15 protein-coding genes and 1 pseudogene are annotated in these 18481 nt (G+C 72.5%); 5 read left to right on the top strand and 11 right to left on the bottom strand.

The window, feature by feature from the left end:
* Positions 1–38 precede the first annotated feature (38 nt).
* The 8 genes and pseudogenes from ABZ956_RS26670 to ABZ956_RS26635 all read right to left on the bottom strand — a co-directional run bounded on the left by ABZ956_RS26670 (position 39) and on the right by ABZ956_RS26635 (position 9477).
* Positions 39–734 carry an HAD-IA family hydrolase gene (locus ABZ956_RS26670; protein ID WP_361898672.1) on the bottom strand — a complete coding sequence of 232 codons (696 nt, stop codon included), beginning with the start codon at positions 732–734 and terminating at the stop codon, positions 39–41.
* A 61-nt stretch (positions 735–795) separates the two neighbouring features.
* Positions 796–2022: an MFS transporter gene (locus ABZ956_RS26665; RefSeq protein WP_361898669.1), complete on the bottom strand. Its 1227-nt coding sequence runs from the start codon at positions 2020–2022 to the stop codon at positions 796–798.
* A gap of 7 nt (positions 2023–2029) precedes the next feature.
* Positions 2030–3457, bottom strand: a pseudogene (locus ABZ956_RS26660) (diaminobutyrate--2-oxoglutarate transaminase family protein); the annotation flags it as partial.
* Positions 3454–4698 carry an MFS transporter gene (locus ABZ956_RS26655; RefSeq protein WP_361898666.1) on the bottom strand — a complete coding sequence of 415 codons (1245 nt, stop codon included), beginning with the start codon at positions 4696–4698 and terminating at the stop codon, positions 3454–3456. The pseudogene ABZ956_RS26660 and the gene ABZ956_RS26655, both read right to left, overlap by 4 nt.
* Positions 4676–5926 carry an ATP-grasp domain-containing protein gene (locus tag ABZ956_RS26650; RefSeq protein WP_361898663.1) on the bottom strand — a complete coding sequence of 417 codons (1251 nt, stop codon included), beginning with the start codon at positions 5924–5926 and terminating at the stop codon, positions 4676–4678. The genes ABZ956_RS26655 and ABZ956_RS26650 overlap by 23 nt, the downstream gene beginning before the upstream one ends.
* A complete protein-coding gene (locus ABZ956_RS26645; RefSeq protein WP_361898660.1) occupies positions 5919–7160 on the bottom strand; it encodes an ATP-grasp domain-containing protein in 1242 nt (413 codons plus the stop codon). The genes ABZ956_RS26650 and ABZ956_RS26645 overlap by 8 nt, the downstream gene beginning before the upstream one ends.
* Positions 7157–8185 carry a pyridoxal-phosphate dependent enzyme gene (locus ABZ956_RS26640; protein WP_361898657.1) on the bottom strand — a complete coding sequence of 343 codons (1029 nt, stop codon included), beginning with the start codon at positions 8183–8185 and terminating at the stop codon, positions 7157–7159. Before ABZ956_RS26640 ends, ABZ956_RS26645 begins: the two co-directional genes overlap by 4 nt.
* Positions 8186–8334: 149 nt before the next feature.
* Entirely contained in the window at positions 8335–9477 is a 1143-nt protein-coding gene (locus ABZ956_RS26635) for a hypothetical protein (protein WP_361898654.1), read from the bottom strand.
* Between the two features lie 257 nt (positions 9478–9734).
* Here ABZ956_RS26635 and ABZ956_RS26630 point away from each other — a divergent pair, with 257 nt between their 5' ends.
* The 5 genes from ABZ956_RS26630 to ABZ956_RS26610 all read left to right on the top strand — a co-directional run bounded on the left by ABZ956_RS26630 (position 9735) and on the right by ABZ956_RS26610 (position 15557).
* A complete protein-coding gene (locus tag ABZ956_RS26630; RefSeq protein WP_361898651.1) occupies positions 9735–10232 on the top strand; it encodes a cobalamin-dependent protein in 498 nt (165 codons plus the stop codon).
* Positions 10229–11509 (top strand): methylaspartate mutase, encoded by a 1281-nt coding sequence (locus tag ABZ956_RS26625; RefSeq protein WP_361898648.1) that lies wholly within the window; start codon positions 10229–10231, stop codon positions 11507–11509. The genes ABZ956_RS26630 and ABZ956_RS26625 overlap by 4 nt, the downstream gene beginning before the upstream one ends.
* 102 nt (positions 11510–11611) lie before the next feature.
* Positions 11612–13606, top strand: coding sequence for an FAD/NAD(P)-binding protein (locus ABZ956_RS26620; protein WP_361898645.1), 1995 nt, complete (start codon positions 11612–11614; stop codon positions 13604–13606).
* Positions 13607–13642: 36 nt separating this feature from the next.
* Complete coding sequence (locus ABZ956_RS26615) at positions 13643–15397, top strand: AMP-binding protein (RefSeq protein ID WP_361898643.1); 1755 nt, start codon at positions 13643–13645, stop codon at positions 15395–15397.
* Positions 15339–15557, top strand: coding sequence for a (2Fe-2S)-binding protein (locus tag ABZ956_RS26610; RefSeq protein WP_361898640.1), 219 nt, complete (start codon positions 15339–15341; stop codon positions 15555–15557). Before ABZ956_RS26615 ends, ABZ956_RS26610 begins: the two co-directional genes overlap by 59 nt.
* A gap of 57 nt (positions 15558–15614) precedes the next feature.
* On the opposite strand, the gene ABZ956_RS26605 is transcribed toward ABZ956_RS26610, so the two are convergent.
* The 3 genes from ABZ956_RS26605 to ABZ956_RS26595 form a co-directional block, all read right to left on the bottom strand.
* A complete protein-coding gene (locus ABZ956_RS26605; protein WP_361898637.1) occupies positions 15615–16562 on the bottom strand; it encodes a DMT family transporter in 948 nt (315 codons plus the stop codon).
* A 147-nt stretch (positions 16563–16709) separates the two neighbouring features.
* On the bottom strand, positions 16710–17306 hold the full coding sequence (locus tag ABZ956_RS26600) for a cupin domain-containing protein (protein ID WP_361898634.1): 597 nt from the start codon (positions 17304–17306) through the stop codon (positions 16710–16712).
* Between the two features lie 45 nt (positions 17307–17351).
* Positions 17352–18374: a LuxR C-terminal-related transcriptional regulator gene (locus ABZ956_RS26595; protein ID WP_361898631.1), complete on the bottom strand. Its 1023-nt coding sequence runs from the start codon at positions 18372–18374 to the stop codon at positions 17352–17354.
* Between the last annotated feature and the right edge of the window lie 107 nt (positions 18375–18481).

The raw sequence follows: 18481 nt of genomic DNA, 5'->3' as shown, positions 1-18481 counted from the left end.
GCCGGGGTGAGGTCCGGTGCGGGTGCGGCGCACCCGGGTCACAGCAGGTGTGGCAGGAGGGCGCGCAGGGCGTCGGGGCGTTCGGTGACGGGCAGGGGGTCCACGAAGTGGACGGGTGAGCCGAGGGCGGCCGCGCCGGCGTCGGCCACCCGGTCGTCGCCGATCATCGCCACGTCCGCCCCGCGCAGGCCCAGGTGGTCGTAGGCGATCTCGAAGAGGCGCGGGTCGGGCTTTTGGATCTCGTGCTCGAAGGAGAGCACGTAGGCGTCGACGTAGGTGTCCATCGCGTGGTGGCGGAAGATGGGCCGCAGGTCGTAGCCGATGTTGCTCACGACGACCACGCCCACGCCGTTCCGGCGCAGTGCGTCGAGGACCTCCCTGGTGTCCGGGTAGGGCTGCCAGGCGGGGGCGGTCATGTGGCGTTCGTAGAGGGCGTCGATCAGCTCGGGCCAGGGCAGCCCCGCCGCGCGCAGGAGCCCGGTGTAGGCCGCCCGGTGCCGTACGACGTCCAGGTCCCGCTCCTGCCACAGCCGGGTCAGCTCGGGGCCGGCGTACCGGGGTGCGGGGCCGCCGGGGACCGCGCCGAAGTCCAGCAGCCGTCCGGCCCACAGCCGCACCTCGTCCTCGCCGACGCTCAGGCCGGCGTCCGTGGCGACGGCGCGCAGCCAGCTCTCGGCGTCCTCGAGGTGGAAGAGGGTGCTGGAGAAGTCGAACATGCATCCTTTGACGGCCATGCGGGCCTCCTTCGTTCGTGGCACGGTGTGCGTCGCGGTCGCCTTCGGGGGCGCCGTCGGGTCAGGCCGGCGTCCGGCTCCGGCCGCGGTGGACGAGGTGGCCGAGCAGGGCGGCGAGGGCGGCCAGCGCGGCGATGGTGGTCAGGGCCGTCGGCAGCCCGAAGCCCTCGGTGAGGAACCCGATGGACGGCGGGCCGAGGAGGATGCCGGTGTAGCCGAGCGTCGAGGCCACCGCGACGCCGTGGGAGCCGCCGAGGGAGCCGGCGCTGCCGACGGCGATGGGGAAGACGTTGGCCAGGCCCAGACCGGTCAGCGCGTAGCCCGCGAACACCAGCCACAGGTTCGGGGCGAGGGCGCCCAGCAGCATGCCCACCGCCGCGAGGCAGCCGCCGGCCACCAGGACGGGGGTGTCGCCGAGGTGTTCCAGGAGCCAGGTGCCCGACATCCGGGTGAGGGTCATCAGCAGGGCGAACATGGCGTATCCGGCCGCCGCCACGCCCGGTCCCGTGTGCAGGTCCTCGCTCAGGTGCAGCGAGCCCCAGTCGGCCAGCGCGCCCTCGCCGTAGGCCGTGCACAGCGTGATCAGGCCGTAGACGGTGATGAACAGCCGGACCCGGCCCGTCGCCGGCCGGGCCCGGCCTGGCTGCGCGTCGGCCCGGCCGGGGTGTGGGCCGCCGCCCGGGCCCGGTGCGGGCGCGCGCAGCAGCACGCGGCCCGCGAGGGCGGTGACGAGGAGTCCGACGGCCGTCAGGAGCAGCAGGTGCGGCAGCGGGCCCAGGTGCGGGGCGAGGATTCCGCCGAGGCCCGCGCCGGCCAGTCCGCCCGCGCTGAAGGCGGCGTGGAAGGAGGGGAGGATGGGGCGGCGGATGGCCTCGGCGAGGTCCACGGCGGCTGCGTTGAAGGCGACGTTGAGGCCGCCGTACGCGGCGCCGAAGAGGAGGAGGACGAGGCCGAGTTGGAGGGCGGAGTGGGTCAGCGGGGGCAGGGCGATCGACAGCGACAGCAGGGCCGCCGTCACCACCGTCACCGGGTGGTTGCCGTAGCGCCGGCACAGCCGCCCGGTCAGCAGCATGGTGGTGACCGAGCCCACCGACACCCCCAGCAGGGCCAGCCCGAGCGCTCCGGCGGAGGCGTCGATCTGCTCCTTGATGGCGGGGATGCGCACGACCCACCCGGCGAACAGGAAGCCGTCGAGGGCGAAGAAGAGGCTGATCGCCAGGCGCAGCCCGGCAACGGGCGGGGAGGTGGTGGCCGGTGGGGTCCGGCCGGTGTCCGTGAGCTGGTCCATGGGCTCAGCCGTTTCCGTGGGGCGTTTCGGTGGTGAGGGCGGCGGCGAGGGCCTGGCGCAGGATCCGTCCGGCGATGTCGATCTCGTCGGCCGTGCAGTTCAGGGGCGGCAGCAGGCGCACCACGCCGTCGTCGCGGCCGCCGAGCTCGAGGATCAGCCCGCGCCGCAGGGCCTCCTTCTGGACGCGCAGGGCCAGGGCGGAGGCGGGGCGGCCGGTGACGGGGTCGGCGAGCTCCACGCCCACCATCAGGCCCAGGCCCCGGACGTCCAGGACGCGGTCGGTCAGTTCGCGCAGGCTCTCCAGGTGGCGCATGAGCTGGGCGGCGCGGGCTGTCACGTTGGCCAGGACGCCGTCGCGGCGGACGACCTTCATGGTCGCGACGCCGGCGGCGAACGCGGCCTGGTTGCCGCGGAAGGTGCCGCTGTGCGATCCGGGCAGCCAGACGTCCAGCCGCTCGTCGTAGAGGATGACGGCGGCCGGCAGGCCCAGGCCGCTGAGGGCCTTGGAGGCGACGATGACGTCGGGCTCGATGCCGTACTGCTCGAAGGCGAACCACGTTCCGGTGCGGCCGCAGCCGGTCTGGACCTCGTCGACGATCAGCGGGATGTCCAGGGCGCGGGTGATCTCGCGCAGGCGCCGGACGAACTCCCTGTCGGCCGGGATCACGCCGCCTTCGCCCTGGACGAGTTCGAGGATGACGGCGGCCGGCAGGGGGATGCCGCCGTTGGGGTCGGTGAGGGAACGCTCGAGGTAGCCGGCGCAGTTGACGGCGCACGAGCCGCGTTCCATGCCCAGGGGGCAGCGGTGGCAGCTGGAGTAGGGGAAGAAGTGCACGCCGGGCATGCGGCCGCGGACGGGGGCCTTCTGTTCGACGAGTCCGGTCACGGACAGGGTGGCCAGGGTGCTGCCGTGGAAGCCGCCCTGGAAGGAGATCACCTCTTCGCGGCCGGTGGCGGTCTTGCACAGCTTCAGGGCCGCCTCGACGGCGTTGGCCCCGGTCGGCCCACAGAAGTGGATCTTCGTGCGGTCGCGCATCGCGTCGGGGAGCATGCCGAGGGTGAGGTCGGTGAACTCGTCCTTGACGGGCGTGGGGAAGTCCAGGCCGTGGACGAGTTCGTCGAGCTGGCGGTGGGCCGCGGCGAGCGGCTCGGGCGGGTTGTGGCCCAGCGAGAGGACCCCGGCCCCGGTGAGGAAGTCGAGGAAGACGTTGCCGTCGAGGTCCTCGACGAAGCTGCCGGAGGCCCGTCGGATGGCGAGGGGCAGCCGGCGCGGGTAGGTGCGGGCGTTGGACTCGCGCCGGCTCTGCCGGTCGAGGAGTTCCGCGCCGCGCGGCCCGGGGAGGGGCCCGGTGACGGAGGGTTCCCGGTAGGCGGGGGCCGCGTCGGGGTGCCCCGCGTGGCGGGCGGGCGCGGGGAGGTCGGCGGTCTGGGTCACGGTCCACTCCACTCGGACGGGGGGTTGGGAAGCGCCGGGACGGCGGCCCGGCGGCGGGCCGGGCGGGCGCGCGTCACCAGCACGACGAGGGCGGTGGCGAGGAGGCCCTGCAGGGCGGCGTAGAGCCAGAAGTCCCCGGCGCCGCCGTCGGACTGGGCGAAGGCGTACAGCTGGCCGCCGACGACTCCGCTGGTGAAGGAGCCGATGCCCAGCGCCAGGCGCTGGCTTCCGACGGCGAGCGTCGGACGGCCGGGGACGGCCCGCAGGGCCTCGAGCTCGTTCTTGAGGAAGATGACGCCCTCGCCGACGCTGATCAGCACCGTGCCCAGGAGGATGAAGCCCACCCCGGGCCGCGAGAAGGCCAGCAGTCCGAGCACGAGGGCGGGGAAGGCGATGAGGGCCGCGGTGGAGTAGCGCACGTGGCCGATCCACCGCGCGGCCGGCGGCTGGCCGAGGATGACCAGCGCGCTGTTGAGCACGAGGGCCAGGCTGTAGACGACCGTGGAGTGGCCGGAGGTGATGAAGACGCCCAGGTAGTTCTGGAAGAACCAGAAGATGTAGGCGGTCACCAGGGCGACCAGGGCGGGCGGGGTGAGGAACGCCTTGACCCAGTCGCCCTTGCGGTCCCCCGCGGTGGGTGCGGCGGCGCCGTCGCGCGGCAGCATCACCGCGTGCGCCAGCGTCAGCGCCGTGAACATCACCGTCACCACCGCGAACACCAGGAACGGCATCCGGACGATCAGCAGTCCGGAGATCAGGGTGCCCAGGGCCATGCCGGTGCTCAGGGCCGAGTTGTTCACCGACAGCAGCACCGGCCGGTGTTCGTCGGCGACCTGTCCCACGAGGTAGGCCTTGTTGGCCGGCGAGTACAGGGCGTCGCCGCACGCGGTGAGCAGCACCGCGGCGACGGCCAGCCGCGGCGCGGACAGGCCCGCCGTGAACAGGGCGAAGCCGGCGGTGCGGATGGTGAGCCCGGTCAGCATGGTCTTCTTCAGCCCGAGCCGCTCGGCGACGAGGCCGCCGCCGAGGGCGCCGGAGAACTGCAGGATGGAGGTGGCCCCCAGCAGCAGCCCCACGAAGCCCATCGACATCCCCAGGCGCTCGTGCAGCAGGATGGCCAGGAAGGGCAGGACCATGAAGCTGCCGAGCGGCATGAAGAAGGAGGTGGCGAGGAGGAAGCGCAGGCTCAAGGGGAGGCCGGCCAGGCCCGCCCAGAGCTCAGAACGACGGATGCCAGACATCCCCGTCCTCGAACTCGACCCAGTACGTCCGCGCGATCTCCTGCTTCGTCCGCTCCGCCGCGGCGTGATCCGGTACGCGCAGCCAGATCAGCCCGGGCCGCTTGGTGTTGGCGGCGACGGGCAGCGGTACCTCGCCCGGCCGGATGGCGATCTCGAAGTCCTCCACTCCCCCGACGGCGCGCAGGAGTTCGGGGTCGGCGGTGCGGCGGACCCGCTTCGACGGCGGGATGAGGGAGACCACCATGCCCACGGCGGTGGTCGGCGGCAGGTGGGGGGAGGTCACGTGCTCGCCGCCGGGCAGCAGGCTGCGCAGGACGGTGGCGATCTCGTCGACGCCGCCGGCGTGTTCGACCATCTTGAAGATGCGGTAGCCGCCGATGCGGGTCTGGGACTCGATGACGACCGGCCGTCCGTCGGGGGCCACCTTGACCTCGGTGTGGGTCAGTCCCCAGGTGTGCCCGATGGCGTCGAGGAAGGCCCGTACGGTGCGGCTGATGTTCTCGATGTGCCGGTCGTGGGGGGCCGGCGGCGGCACCGTGATCTCGGTGATCGCGATGTTGGGGTGCCGGGCCAGGCGGCACAGCGAGATCCCGGCGATGGCGTGCCGGCCGCCGAGGGTCACGGTCTCGACGCTGTAGAGGACGTCGCCCTCGATGAGTTCCTCGGCCAGGTAGGAGCCCTGGAGCCAGAAGCGGGCGTCGTCGAGCGTGGCCCGCAGTTCGCCGGGGGTGGTGAGCTGGCGTACGCCGACGCTTCCGGAGCCGGCGACGGGCTTGACGATCAGGGGGAGCCCGTGGCGGGCGTGGAACTTCTCCAGGTCCTCGGCGCTCTCGACGCGGGCCCAGCCGAGCGCGAGGCGCGGGTGGTCGGCGAGGATGTCGCGCATCCGGTCCTTGTAACGGGTGGCCGCCACCGAGGCCAGGGGGATGCCCCGGATGCCGAGGGCGTCGGCGATGACGGCGGAGCTCTCCATGCCGAACTCGCCGAAGGAGATGCTGGCGTCGAGCGGATGGCGGTCGTGGATGTGGTGGGCCGCCTCCAGGCAGGCGACGACCTGCTCGGCGGGGATTGCCCGCACGTACCGGCAGCGGCGGAGGATCTCCATGTCCTGCGGGGAGAAGTCGGCGGTGTTGCCGATGAAGCTGACGTCGAACCCCAGGGACAGGGCCGTTTCGACGACTCCGGCCCAGCCGCTGAGGACCAGGAGGTGGGGGGCGCGCTCAGGCACGGCGGTCACCCTCCATCCGCACGCGCAGCCCGCCGGCGGCGGACAGCACGTTCTGCAGGGCGAGTTCGGAGGTGGCGCCGGTGGCGAACACCACGGCGACGCAGCCGTCCTGGTGGGTGACCGTGCGCACGGTGGCTCCGGCGGGCATCGCCGCGTGGAGGACGGGGGCGCCCGGGTGCCCGGCCAGCGACTCCTGGCCCTCGCAGTCGCGGAAGACTCCCGTCCGCGGGGCGTAGAGCCGTGCGTGGGCGGCGCCGTGGCGGGGGATGAGCGGCGCGTCCATGAGGGCGGGGCGCCGCCGCAGCACGAGGTCGAGGAAGGTCGCGTAGAGGTTGACGCCCAGGGCCTGGGATATCTCCTCGCCGATGAGGCCGCCGCCGAGCCGGGGGTTGATCTCGACGACCTCGAAGCCGTCGTCGGCCAGGATGAACTCGGTGTGGGCGAAGCCCTCGGTGTAGCCGACGGCCTTGAGCACCTGCTCGATCCACTGCCCGGCCGCCTCCGCCACGGCCGGCGGCAGCGCGACGGGGAAGGCGAGCGCCTCCTCGCGGAAGACGGGGGGCGCGGACAGGACACGGCTGCTGACGCCGAGGACGCGGGTGCGGCCCTCCCAGGTGAGGGTCTCGATGCTGTAGAGCGGTCCGGGGAAGTAGGGCTCGACGGCCAGCCGCCCGCGCAGCGTGGAGCGCCGGGCCTCGTGCAGCACGGCGGTGAGCTCGTCGGGGGTACGGGCCATCCAGACGTGCTTGCTGCCCGTGCCGGCGCCGTCCTTGACGATCAGGGGCAGGCCGACGCGGGCGGCCACGGTGGCGGCGTCGTCGCCGGCGGCGAGGGCGAAGCCGTCGGCACGGGAGAGCCCGTGCTCGTACAGGCGCCGGCGCAGCCGGGTCTTGTCCCGCACCAGGCGTACGCACGCGGGGTCCTGCCCGGCGAGGCCCAGTTCCTCGCGGACGGCGAGGGAGACCAGGCTCCAGGTGTCGGTGGTGCTGATCAGGCCCGCCACGTCGCCGATGGAGCGGACGGTGGCGACGACCTCCGCCACGTCGTGGGTGTTCACGTCGTGGACGACCAGGTGGGGGCTGTCCAGCGTGGACAGCTCGTGCGTGTACTCCGGCCGGTCACAGGTCAGGAGATGGACGGTCAGGCCCTCCTCGGCGGCCGCGGCCACGAGCCGGCCCAGACCGAACTGCAGCCACTCCAGGGCGATGACGTTCCGGCCCGAGGGCGTGTTCACAGGGGGTTCTCCTTGCTGACGGGGTGGAAGGGCCGGCGGCCCCAGTCCATGACCGACCAGGGGAAGGCCAGCTGGTCCAGGGAGTCGACGCACCGGGGCGCCAGGCCCTCGACGCGTCCGTCGCCCTGGGGCCGGGCGTAGACGGTCTCGGTGTAGCGGTGTCCGGTGTCCGCGGCGATGAACACGCAGGGTCGTCCGGGGTCGCGGGCGGCCTCCCAGCGGGCGGCGAGATAGTTGCAGCCCGAGGACATCCCCGCGTAGAGGGCGTGCCGGCGGAACAGGTCGGTCGTGGCGGTGACGGCGCTGTCGTAGCCGATCCAGTGCACCCGGTCGTACAGCTCGTAGCGCACGTTGCGCATGACGATGGGGCTGCCGATGCCGGAGATGCTGGCCACGGGGTCCTCGACCGGGTCGCTGCCGAAGGTGACGCTCTCGAAGGGCTGCACCCCCACGAGCGTGACGTCGTCGTTGAGTTCGCGCAGGTAGGTGGTCAGGCCGCCGGTGGAGGCGCCGGTGCCGACGCCGCCGACCAGGGTGAGGGGCTCGCCGCCGAACTCCTTCTGCAGCATCTGGGCGCACTCGCGGTAGCCGAGGTAGTGCACGTCGTCGTGGTACTGCTGCATCCAGTGGACGCCCGGCTCGGTGTCGAGGATCTGGGCGACGCGCCTGAGGCGGGCGCCCTGGTCCATCTTGTCGACCATCGGCCCCGGGGGGATCTCCACCCGGTCGACCTGGGCGCCCAGCATCTCGAACTGGCGGCGCACATGGTCGTCGACCTTGGTCGAGCAGACGATGCGGCACTTCATGCCGTATTTGTGGCAGGCCAGTGCGAGGGAATAGCCGTAGGTACCGCTGGAGCTGTCCATCAAGGTGTCGCCGGGCTTGACGACGCCGGTCGCCAGGAGGTGCCGGACGGCTTCGAGCGCCGAGTAGATCTTCATCATCTCGAAGCGCAGGACATACATGTTGCGGTCCAGCCGGACCACATCCGGCTGCTTCATCGCGTCCGCGATGTGATCAAACACGTCCCCATCCTGTTCTGTCGAAAAAACACTGACCGACGTTTCCCGGAAAACACGGAGGCGGAATTCATCACGAATTCCGCCCGCTCGGGGCGGTGACGCGGCCGGCGCCGGGGGAACGCCGGCCGCGTCGCTCGAATGGCGGCCGCCGGTCAGGCGGCCGCGGGCACCGCCGCGGAATCGACGGAAATGCCGAAGGTGCGGTGCGCGGTGCGCGTGGTGAGAAAGCGGATGTCCTCGTCGGACAGGCCGTTGGCCTTGGCGTTGGCGATGTGCAGGGCCAGCGGCTGCGAGCCGGCCGCGACCACCCCGTTCTCCTCGTACCACAGGCCGTTGTCACCGGTGTGGTGCAGCGGACGGCCGCCGAGCCGGGCGGAGTCGCACCGGTCGGTCATGATCATCGCGTTGCGCGGGCCCATCAGCTGGACGGCGCGGGTGGCCAGGGCCAGGTCCACGTGCTCGCCGTCGAAGTTGATGCAGGCCGCGATGCGGCAGTTGACGGCCTGCCGGATGATGGCACCGGGCACGGGGCCGGCCATCTCGCTGATGTTGTCCAGCGTCCAGTTGGGCACGTCGTACGACTCGATGATCCGGTCGCGCTCCTTGCGGGCGCGTTCGGTCCGGAAGGCGTGCCGGATGTTCAGCGGCATGTCGTTGAAGAGGTGATCGGTCGTCACCCGCACTCCGGTGCCGTTCCATTCCGACTGGTAGGCCGTCTCCACGATGGCATCGACGGTGTCCGCACTGCGCCGCGGGTCGTCGCGGGTGAAGTGGCCGAGGGCCGGGCGTACTCCGTGGGCCAGGAGCGTCGGCACGATCCAGGAGAAGTCGCTGGTGCGCAGGTTCGGGTCGTCCTGCAGGACGGACTCCGGGGAGTAGGCGTCGGGCGAGACGACCGTGTAGACCAGGCCGTGCTCGCCCAGCGCGGCCAGCCGCTCCCACTCCTGCCGGCTCGGCGCCCACACGGTGGAGGTGGGAGTGCCGCCGCGGTGCGACAGCAGCGGGCCCTCCAGTGCCACTCCCGGTACGTGCGGCAGCAGACCGTCCTCGCGCATGCTCGCGTAGCGGCGCATGAAGTCCTCGAACTCGCCGAGGCGGTCGCGGTGCAGGTACATCGTCGGCAGGGCGAGCACGCCCTCGCCGGCGCACCACCGGTCGAGGCGGGTCAGGTCCACGCGGGTGAAGTCGGAGAAGTCCACGTCCCCGAATCCATGGCAGTGCACCTCCACCGGACGCATACCGTTCGCGTCCGCCTCGAACGGCTTCACACCGGGTGCCGCTTGTGTCGAACTCATCGTTCAAAGCTCCCTCTTCGGTCGGGGTCGCCTCGATTCTGGGTTGCCCGCCGGTTCGGTATCCAGACCGGATCATGGTCATGAAGCTGCATTGCAGCTTGCTGAAGGAGCGGAGAGCAGGGGCTTCGGGCATATCCTCACGGTGCCGGACCAAGGGATTTCCCCAGAAGGTGAACCCGCCGCCCGCACAGGGCCGTTCGGCCACTCACCCTCACGCAGCACCGCCTACCCCCTTCATTCCACGGGAGCGAACCTGCATGTCCTCTTCTGCGGTCATATCCGACCGGGAATTCACGATGCCCAGCCGGGGGCTCCGCGTCCTCGTATCCAGCGTTTCCTCCGATTCCCACACCTGGAATCTGGTGTATCTCCAGCTGCTGCTGGAGGAGATGGGCCACCAGGTGCACAACGTCGGCGCCTGCGTGCCGGACGACCTCCTGATACGGGAGTGCCGCCGCCACCGCCCCGACCTGGTGGTCGTCAGCAGCGTCAACGGCCACGGCTTCCTCGACGGCCGCCGCCTGGTCACCCGGCTGCGCCGGGAGGCGGACCTCGCACAGCTGCCCGTCGTCATCGGCGGCAAGCTCGGCACCGAGGGCGCGGCCGTCGGGACGTACGGGCCCGAACTGCTGGCCGCCGGCTTCACCGCCGTCTTCGAGGGCGACGCGGCCATCGAGGACTTCCGGGCGTACGTGGGCCCGGCGGGCCCGCTCACGGCGGGGGCACCGCCGGCCCTGGCGGGAGCGGCCGCGTGAGGAGCACCCCTCCCGGCGCACGGGCCTTCCGCCCGGCCGCGCCGCCCTTCGGCGCGGCGGTCGCGGCGGCCAGGGCGGCGGGCGAACTCGTCGTACAGCCCCGGATGGGCTTTCCCACCCGGCCGGCCATGCGACGCGGTCTGGAGGCGGTCCGGGACGTGCCCGTGCGCACCGTCGGCACCATCACGCTGGACAGCTACACCAGGGTCGGCGACCACGGCTCGGCGCGGCGCGCGCTCGACAACGGGGAGAGCCTCAACGGCTACCCCCTCGTCGCCCACGGGCCCGACGCCAACCGGGAGCTGACCGCGGACCTGGGCGGACGGCACTTCGCGGTCCAGGTGCGGCACGGCTCGTCGCTGCCGCTGGACATCTTCCGCGTCCTGCTCGACTCCGGGCTCGACGCCACCGAGGGCGGCCCGGTCTCGTACTGCCTGCCCTACAGCCGTACGCCGCTGGCGCGGTCGGTGGACGCCTGGGCGCGCTGCTGCGAACTGCTGGCCGCCCGCTCGCCGTCCGCCCACCTCGAGAGCTTCGGCGGCTGTCTGCTCGGCCAGCTGTGCCCACCCGGCCTGCTGGTGGCGATGACCGTGCTGGAAGGCATGTTCTTCGAGCAGCACGGGCTGCGCGACCTCTCCCTCAGCTACGCCCAGCAGACCGACTTCGAGCAGGACGTGGCGGCGGTCGCGGCGCTGCGCCGGCTGGCCGGGGAGCTGCTGACCACCTCCTCCTGGCACATCGTCCTCTACACCTACATGGGCGTCTTCCCCCGGACCGAGGAGGGCGCGCTGGCCCTGCTGCGGCACAGCGCGTCGCTGGCCGCCCGCACCCAAGTGGAGCGCCTCATCGTCAAGACCCCCGCGGAGGCCCACCGCATCCCCACCGTCGAGGACAACGTCCTGGCGCTGCGCGAGGCCGCCCTGGCCGCGCGGCGGGACGACGCACCGCCGGGCACCGCGCCCGACGACGGGGTGTACGAGGAGGCGCGGACGCTGGTGGAGGCGGTGCTCGAGCTCCACCCGGACGTGGGGCGGGCGCTCACCATGGCCTTCGCCCGCGGCTATCTGGATGTGCCGTACTGCCTGCACGCGGACAACGCCCAGCGCTCGCGCAGCTACATCGACGGCGACGGGCGGCTGCGGTGGTTCTCGGTGGGCTCGATGCCGATCCGTGCCGCGGCCCCGCCCGGCAGCTCCCGGCTCCGCGCGGACGACCTCCTCGGCATGCTCTCGCACGTCCAGTCGACGTTCGACCGCGCCGCGCTCGCCTGCGCCTGAGGCGGCTGTGCGCGCACCCCCTCCCCCTCTCTTTGCCCTCTTTCCCTCCTCTTCGCCTTCTCTCAGGTCTCCCTCATCGCACGTGGCACAAGGAGAATCGCAGTGAACATCCCCGAACAGCCGCGCATCCCCTACACCGTCGCCGTGGTCGGCACGGGGCCGCGGGGCATCTCCGTGCTGGAGCGCCTGGCCGTGCTCCTGCGCGACAGCGGCGGCGACCCGCACCCGGTGCACATCTACGCCATCGACGCCGTGGAGGTCGGGGCCGGCCGGGTCTGGCGGACCGACCAGGACGACTGGTACACGATGAACACCGTCATCGGCCAGGTCACCATGTTCTCCGGCGAGCCCGACGGCGGCCGCCCCCGGCCCGGCGCCGGCCCCTCGCTCGGCCAGTGGCTGGAGCACTACGCTCCGGCCGACGGGAGCCGGCCGGAGCTGGGCCCCGACGACTTCGCCTCGCGCCGCGACTACGGGCGCTATCTGCGGTTCGTCTACCGCACCATCACCGACGAACTGCCCTCCCACGTCCGCCTGATCCCCGTCCGGGCCCAGGTCACCGCGGTCCGGCCGGGGCCGCTGGGCGACTACGAGGTGACCCTGGACGACTCCCGCACCCTCGCGGCGCACAAGGTCGTACTGGCCACCGGGCACCCCCGCAACGAGCCCGGCGACTTCGACCGGGCCATGCTGCGCTTCGCCGAAGGCCGGCCCGCGGTGCGCTATCTGGGCGGCGACTCCGCCGCCGACATGGACCTCGAGGGTGCCGTGCGCCCCGGGGCCACCGTCGCGATCCGCGGGCTGGGCCTGTCGTTCTACGACGTGCTGCTGTCGCTGACCGTCGGCCGCGGCGGCGCGTTCGTACGCGGCGACGACGGCCGCCTGCGCTACGTCCCGGGCGGCCGCGAGCCCCGCATCGTCGCCGGTTCCCGCAGCGGTCTGCCGATCCCGGCGCGCGGGCGCAACCAGAAGGACCCCGGCTACGTCCATCCCGCGCTGTTCCTGACCCAGGAGGCCGTCGCGGCGGCCCGCGCCCGCCGCCTGTCGGCCACCGGCAGCGCGCTGCTCGACTTCGCCGAGGACATCCTTCCGCTGCTGCTCAAGGAGGTCGAGCACGTCTACCGCACCACCCACGTCCGGGCGCTGGCCGGGGCCGCGGCGGCCGAGGAGTTCGCCCGCCTGCACGCCGAGAAGCTGGCGTGCGGCGAGGACACCTCCGTCCTGCTGAAGGAGGCGGGCCTGGAGGACGTGCCCCCGCTGGACCTGTGGGCCCTGGCCCGACCGTTCACGGGCGAGGTGTTCGCGAGCCACGCGGCCTGGCACGAGCGGCTCTTCGCCGTCATGCGGCGCGACCTCGAGGAGGCCGTGCTGGGCACGCTCGACGGTCCGCTGAAGGCCGCGCTGGACGCGCTGCGGGACCTGCGCGGCGTGGTGCGGTCGGCCATCGACTACGGCGGCCTGCTGCCCGAGTCCCACCGCGACGCGTTCCTGCGCGACTACGCGCCCGTCAACGCCCTGCTCTCCGCAGGCCCGCCCATGGTCCGCACCGAGCAGCTGATCGCGCTCATGGAGCAGGGGCTGGTGGAGATCGCGGGCCCGGACACCCGGTTCGCCGCCGACGCGGCGCGGGGCCGCTTCGTGGTCCACTCCCCCCAGGTGGCGGGCTCCGAGCGGACCGCCGAGGTGCTGATCGACGCCCGCATCCCCACTCCGGCGCTGCCGCGCGACAGCTCTCCCCTGACCCGTCAGCTCCTGGCCGACCAGGTGATCCGCGAGTTCGTCAACTCCGACGCCGCGTCCGGCACCGCGTACGCCACCGGCGGGCTCGACATCGTCCAGGGCTCCTTCCGGGTCCGTGACGGCGCGGGCCGGGCGCACCCGGGCCTGTACGCGCTGGGCATTCCCACCGAGCACGTGCGCTGGTTCACCCAGATCGGCAACGGCCGCCCGGGCGTGGCCACCGACTTCATGAAGGTGGCGGACACCGTCGCCCGGGAACTCGTCGCCCCGCTCGCCGCGGGCCCGGACCCCCGGGAGCGCCGCACGCTCGCCGCGGAGGCCGTCCTCGTGGGCCACGACGCCCGTTCGCACGGCTAGACCGCACCGTTTCCCCCACGAAAGGCACCACCTGCGATGACCGTCCATGACACCGATGCCACGCGTGCTTTCCGTCAGGCGCGCGACGTTCTGCTGCACCACCGCGACGACCTGGACGCGGCGCGCCGCGCCTTCCGGTGGCCGCGCCTGAAGCGCTTCAACTGGGCGCTCGACTGGTTCGACGTGGTGGCCCGCGGCAACCCCCGGCCCGCGCTGCGGGTCGTGAGCCCCCAGGGCGACACGGACTTCTCCTACGACGCCATGGCCCGCCGCAGCGACCAGGTGGCCTCCTGGCTCCAGGGGCTGGGGGTACGCCGCAAGGACCCCCTGCTGCTGCTCCTGGACAACCGGGTCGAGCTGTGGGAGGTGATGCTCGCCGCCATCAAGCTGGGAGCGGTGATCGTCCCGACCTACACCACGACCACTCCCGCCGACCTGGCCGACCGCGTGGAGCGGGCGGGCATCCGGCACGTCGTGGCCGCCGCCGACCTGGTGGACCGCTTCGCGGGCATCGCCGGTGACTTCACACGCATCGCGGTCGGCGTGGAGCGGCCCGGCTGGGTGCCGTACACCGACTCCCTCGCCGCCTCGGTGCGGTTCACCCCGCAGGGGTGGTCCCTGGCCGACGACCCGCTGTTCTGCTACTTCACCTCGGGCACGACCTCCCGGCCGAAGATGGTGGCGCACACCCACCTCAGCTACCCGGTCGGCCACCTGTCGGGGATGTACTGGAACGGGGTGCGCCCCGGCGACCTCCACCTGAACGTCTCCGCGCCGGGCTGGGCCAAGCACGCCTGGAGCTCGTTCTTCGTGCCGTGGAACGCCGAGGCCACGGTGGTGGCCCTGGCCGACCCGCGCCCCGGCCCGGCCACGGTCCTGGACGCCCTGCGGACCAGGGGCATCAGCACCCTCTGCGCGCCGCCGACCGTGTGGCGCGGCATGGTGCAACAGGGACTGGGCGAGAAGCCGGAGCGGCTGAGGGAGGCCGCCGCCGTCGGCGAGTCGCTGGAGCCGGCGCTGTTCCACGCCGTGCGCGAGGCGTGGGGCATGCCGGTCCGGGACGGCTTCGGGCAGACCGAGACGACCGCCCAGATCGGCAACCCCCCGGGCCGGGAGAGCGGGCCGGGGCGGATGGGGTGGGCCCTGCCGGGCTACGACCTGGTGCTGATCGACCGGGAGACCGGGCGGGAGGTGCCCGACGGCACCCCCGGCGAGCTGTGCGTGCGGCTGTCGCCGCGCCCCGCCGGCATGATGACGGGCTACTCGGGCGACGCCGAGCGCACCGCCCGGGCCTTCGAGAACGGCGTGTACCACACGGGTGACCTGGTGGTGCGCAACGACGACGGCAGCTTCAGCTACGTCAGCCGCACCGACGACATGTTCAAGTCGTTCGACCACCGGATCTCGCCGCTCGAGCTCGAACGCGCCCTGCTGCGCAGCCCGTTGGTGGCCGACGCCGCGGTCGTGGCGGTCCCGCACCCGGTGGGCCTGTGGGAGCCGAAGGCGTTCGTCGTGCCGGCCCACGGCCACGCGCCGGACGCCCGGAGCGCCGAGGGCGTCTTCCGCTGCGCGGTCGAGGAGCTGCCGCGCGAGAAGTGGGTGCGTGTCCTGGAGTTCGTCGGCGAACTGCCGCTGACGCCCTCCGGCAAGATCCGCCGGGCCGAGCTCCGGGACCGCCCGGAGACGCCGGGCATGGTCCACAGGCTGCCGAACACCTGGGAAGGGGACAGTGATGGAGAAGCACGCGGAGGAGTCGGGCCCGCTGCTGTGCCTGTGCGCGCGGGTCACTGAGGGCGAGGTGGTCGCGGCCGTCGAGCGCGGCGCGCTCGACCTGCCGTCCGTTCGCGAGGCCACCGAGGCGAACACCGGCTGCGGCGACTGCGCCGACGACATCGAGGACCTGATAGCCGACCACCAGGAGCGGACCGCCCCGCGCGGCGCGCCACGCTGAGCGCGGTCGGGACGACGGTAGGGGAGAGCCGGGCCGAAGGCCCGGCTCTCCCGCCGTTCAGCGGCGGACACGGTTGGCCAGGAGGGTGCCGGCCGTGGCCAGGACGAGCCCGCCGAGGGTGAGCGGGCCGAGGTGCTGCCCCAGCACCAGGGCGCCCAGCGCCGCCGTGCTCATCGGCACCAGATAAAACAGGCTGCTGACCTGGCTCGTGCCGTGACGCTGCAACAGGTGGTAGAGCAGGCCCACCCCGACGATGGAGTTGATCAGTGCGCTCCACAGCAGCACCGGCCAGTACGAGGCGGTGAGCTCCACGTCCCAGCCCTCGGCGAGGAAGGCGGGTACGAGCACCACCCCCGAGGCGGCCAGGAGCTGGACGGCATTGCCGCTCACCGGTTCCATCTGCCCGCAGAACCGTTTCTGGTAGACGGTGCCGACGGAGATGCCCAGCAGCCCCAGGGCGAGGAAGCCCAGGCCCAGCAGGTAGCCGCCGGACAGGTGGATCCCCTCGGCGACCGCCAGGGCCACGCCGCCGAGGCCGAGGACGAGGCCCAGGTACTGGCCCGCGGTGACCCGTTCGCCCAGGAACGGGACGGCCAGCAGCGACGCGGTGAGCGGATAGAGGGCGATGATCAGGGCCGCGAGCCCGGAGGGCACGCCGAGGTCCATGCCCACGTAGATGCTGGAGAACTGCACCGCCTGGACGAGAGCGCCGGCGACGGCCAGATGCGCGAGCCGGCGCCCCCTGGGCAGCCGCTCGCGGCGCAGGGCCGCGATGGCCAGGAGTACCAGTCCCGCGATGGCGAAGCGTAACGCCGCGAAGGTGTACGGCGCCGCGTGCCGCAGGCCGAGCTTGCCGGAGATGAAGCCCGAGCTCCAGACCACCACGAGCGCCACACGGGCGGGCAGATCGGCCGTGCGCCCCGCGGGCCGCGCGGCGGCGGCAGGCATGCCGCCGGGGGCCGCGGGCCGCTGGGAACTCTTGACGGGCGGGTTCGGACTCGTCACCGGTGACACTCCCCTTCGTGTTCAATAAAAAGCACTGTAGAGCAAAATATCGCTCACGGCGAGCGTTCCGGCCTCAGGAGAGGGGACAACGAAAAGCCCCACGGACCGTTGTCCGTGGGGCAGTTGAGGCGGGAGCCGATGCGGCCGTCAGTAGAGGGAGGAGAACAGGATGGCGACCAGCTGGGCCGGCTCGTCGGTGTCGTTGCGGAAGCTGTGCGGATGGCCGGCCGACCACTGGATGCAGTCCCCGGTGCGCAGCACGTGGTCCAGCCCGTTGTAGCGGGCCACCAGCGTGCCCCGGGTCACCATGATGAGGTCGGAGCCCTCGTGCTGCAGGTCCTCGGAGAGGCCGCAGTGCGGCTCGAAGTCCCCGGTGACCACCTGATATCCGAGCTGCGGCGAGCGCAGCACGCGGTAGACGACGCCCGGGGCCCGGTTGAGGATCTCCTGCTTTTCCCGGGGGAAGAGCGAGGGGGTGGCCCGCCCCCGGGAGAAGCCCAGGAACGAGCCGACATCATGGTCGAACACCTTGGCGAGGCGGCCGAGCCGCTCCAGGGCGATGTCGGTCTCACCCCGCTCCAGGGCGGCCAGGAAGGACACGGACAGCCCGCACTCCGCCGCCACCTGACGCAGCGACATGCCCTTGTGCGTCCGCAGCCGGTGCAGCACTTCGCCCGGTGGCGGGAAACCGAGTTCCGGATCCCGCGAGACAGTGGTAACGGTGGAGGGGTCCGGGTCAGCCATGACGGCATCCTAGATGCTGGTGCCCGCCCCACCAACGCGGGCCCACTACCCCGGCCCGAGGAGGCCGGACTGCGCGATGAGGACGCCCAGCTGGCACCGGCTGCGCGCCCCGAGCTCCTGATAGATCTTGGCGACATGGCTGCGGCAGGTGCGCACGCTCACCCCGATGCGGCGGGCGATCGCCTCGTCGGTCTCCCCCTCGGCGAGGAGCTGGATGATCGACATCCGGACACTGGAGATCAACTCACTGACGTCGGCGGCCCTGTTCTGGCTTTCGAACGGCCTGGCGTTCACCCAGGCCCGCTCGAAGACTCCCAGCAGGAAGCCGACGACGCCGGGCTGACGGATGACCACCGCCACGTCCCGGTCGGCGTCCGCCGGGATGACGGCCACCTCACGGTCGAAAATGATCATCTGCTCGAAGGGGTCGCCGAGCGTGCGCACCTCTCCCCCGGCCGCCACGATCCGCTCCACGTGCTTTCTCGTGGGCCCGTCGAAGCGGGTGGCGTGCTGATACAGGGTCCGCGTCCGGGCCCGGCGGGCGAGCACCGACTCGGGCGGCTCCCACGCTATCTGCAGGACGTCGGCGGCGCCGCGGCCACCTCCGGGGCGCGCGATCAGCGCCTCGGAGCGGCACTCCTCGGCGGCCGCCGCGATGACGGCGGCGATGGCGTCGGCGCCGGCGATCGTCTGGAACGGCTCCGCCAGGCGCGCCTCGCGCAGCGCCTGCTCGTGCAGCTCCTGAAAGACGGCCAACTCCGCGCGGATCTCCTCCGATTGCCGCTCCATGCGGGCGATCTGCGAGTGCAGCGGCGCCAGCCTGCGGGAGGCCGCCGTGCGCGGTGCGACGGGCACGAGCGCGTTGGGGTCGCCGGCCAGGGGCCGCAGCAGCTCCCCTTCCACCAGCAGCCGGACCGCCCGGGCCATCCGGGCGTCGTCCCAGTGGAGCTTCTCGGCCGCCTGGGACACGCACAGCACCTGGAACCGTATCGCCAGCTGGTAGAGCTCCTCCAGATCCTCGGTCTCCCGTAACGGGTCGGGACACCGGGCCTTGAGATCTGCCTGCATCAATCCCCCATGGGCCGTCACTTATACTGGCCGATCGTCCGTAATATCGCACAGTACTGACGGGCCAGTCAACGGTGGCGAACGCGGGTGCCTGGAAGTGGGGTTAC

Origin of the sequence: Streptomyces sp. NPDC046261, from assembly GCF_040646235.1 — a bacterium.
Taxonomy (GTDB): Bacteria; Actinomycetota; Actinomycetes; order Streptomycetales; family Streptomycetaceae; genus Streptomyces.
The sequence above is the reverse complement of the archived record's forward strand: the minus strand, read 5'-3'. Positions and strand labels throughout refer to the sequence as shown.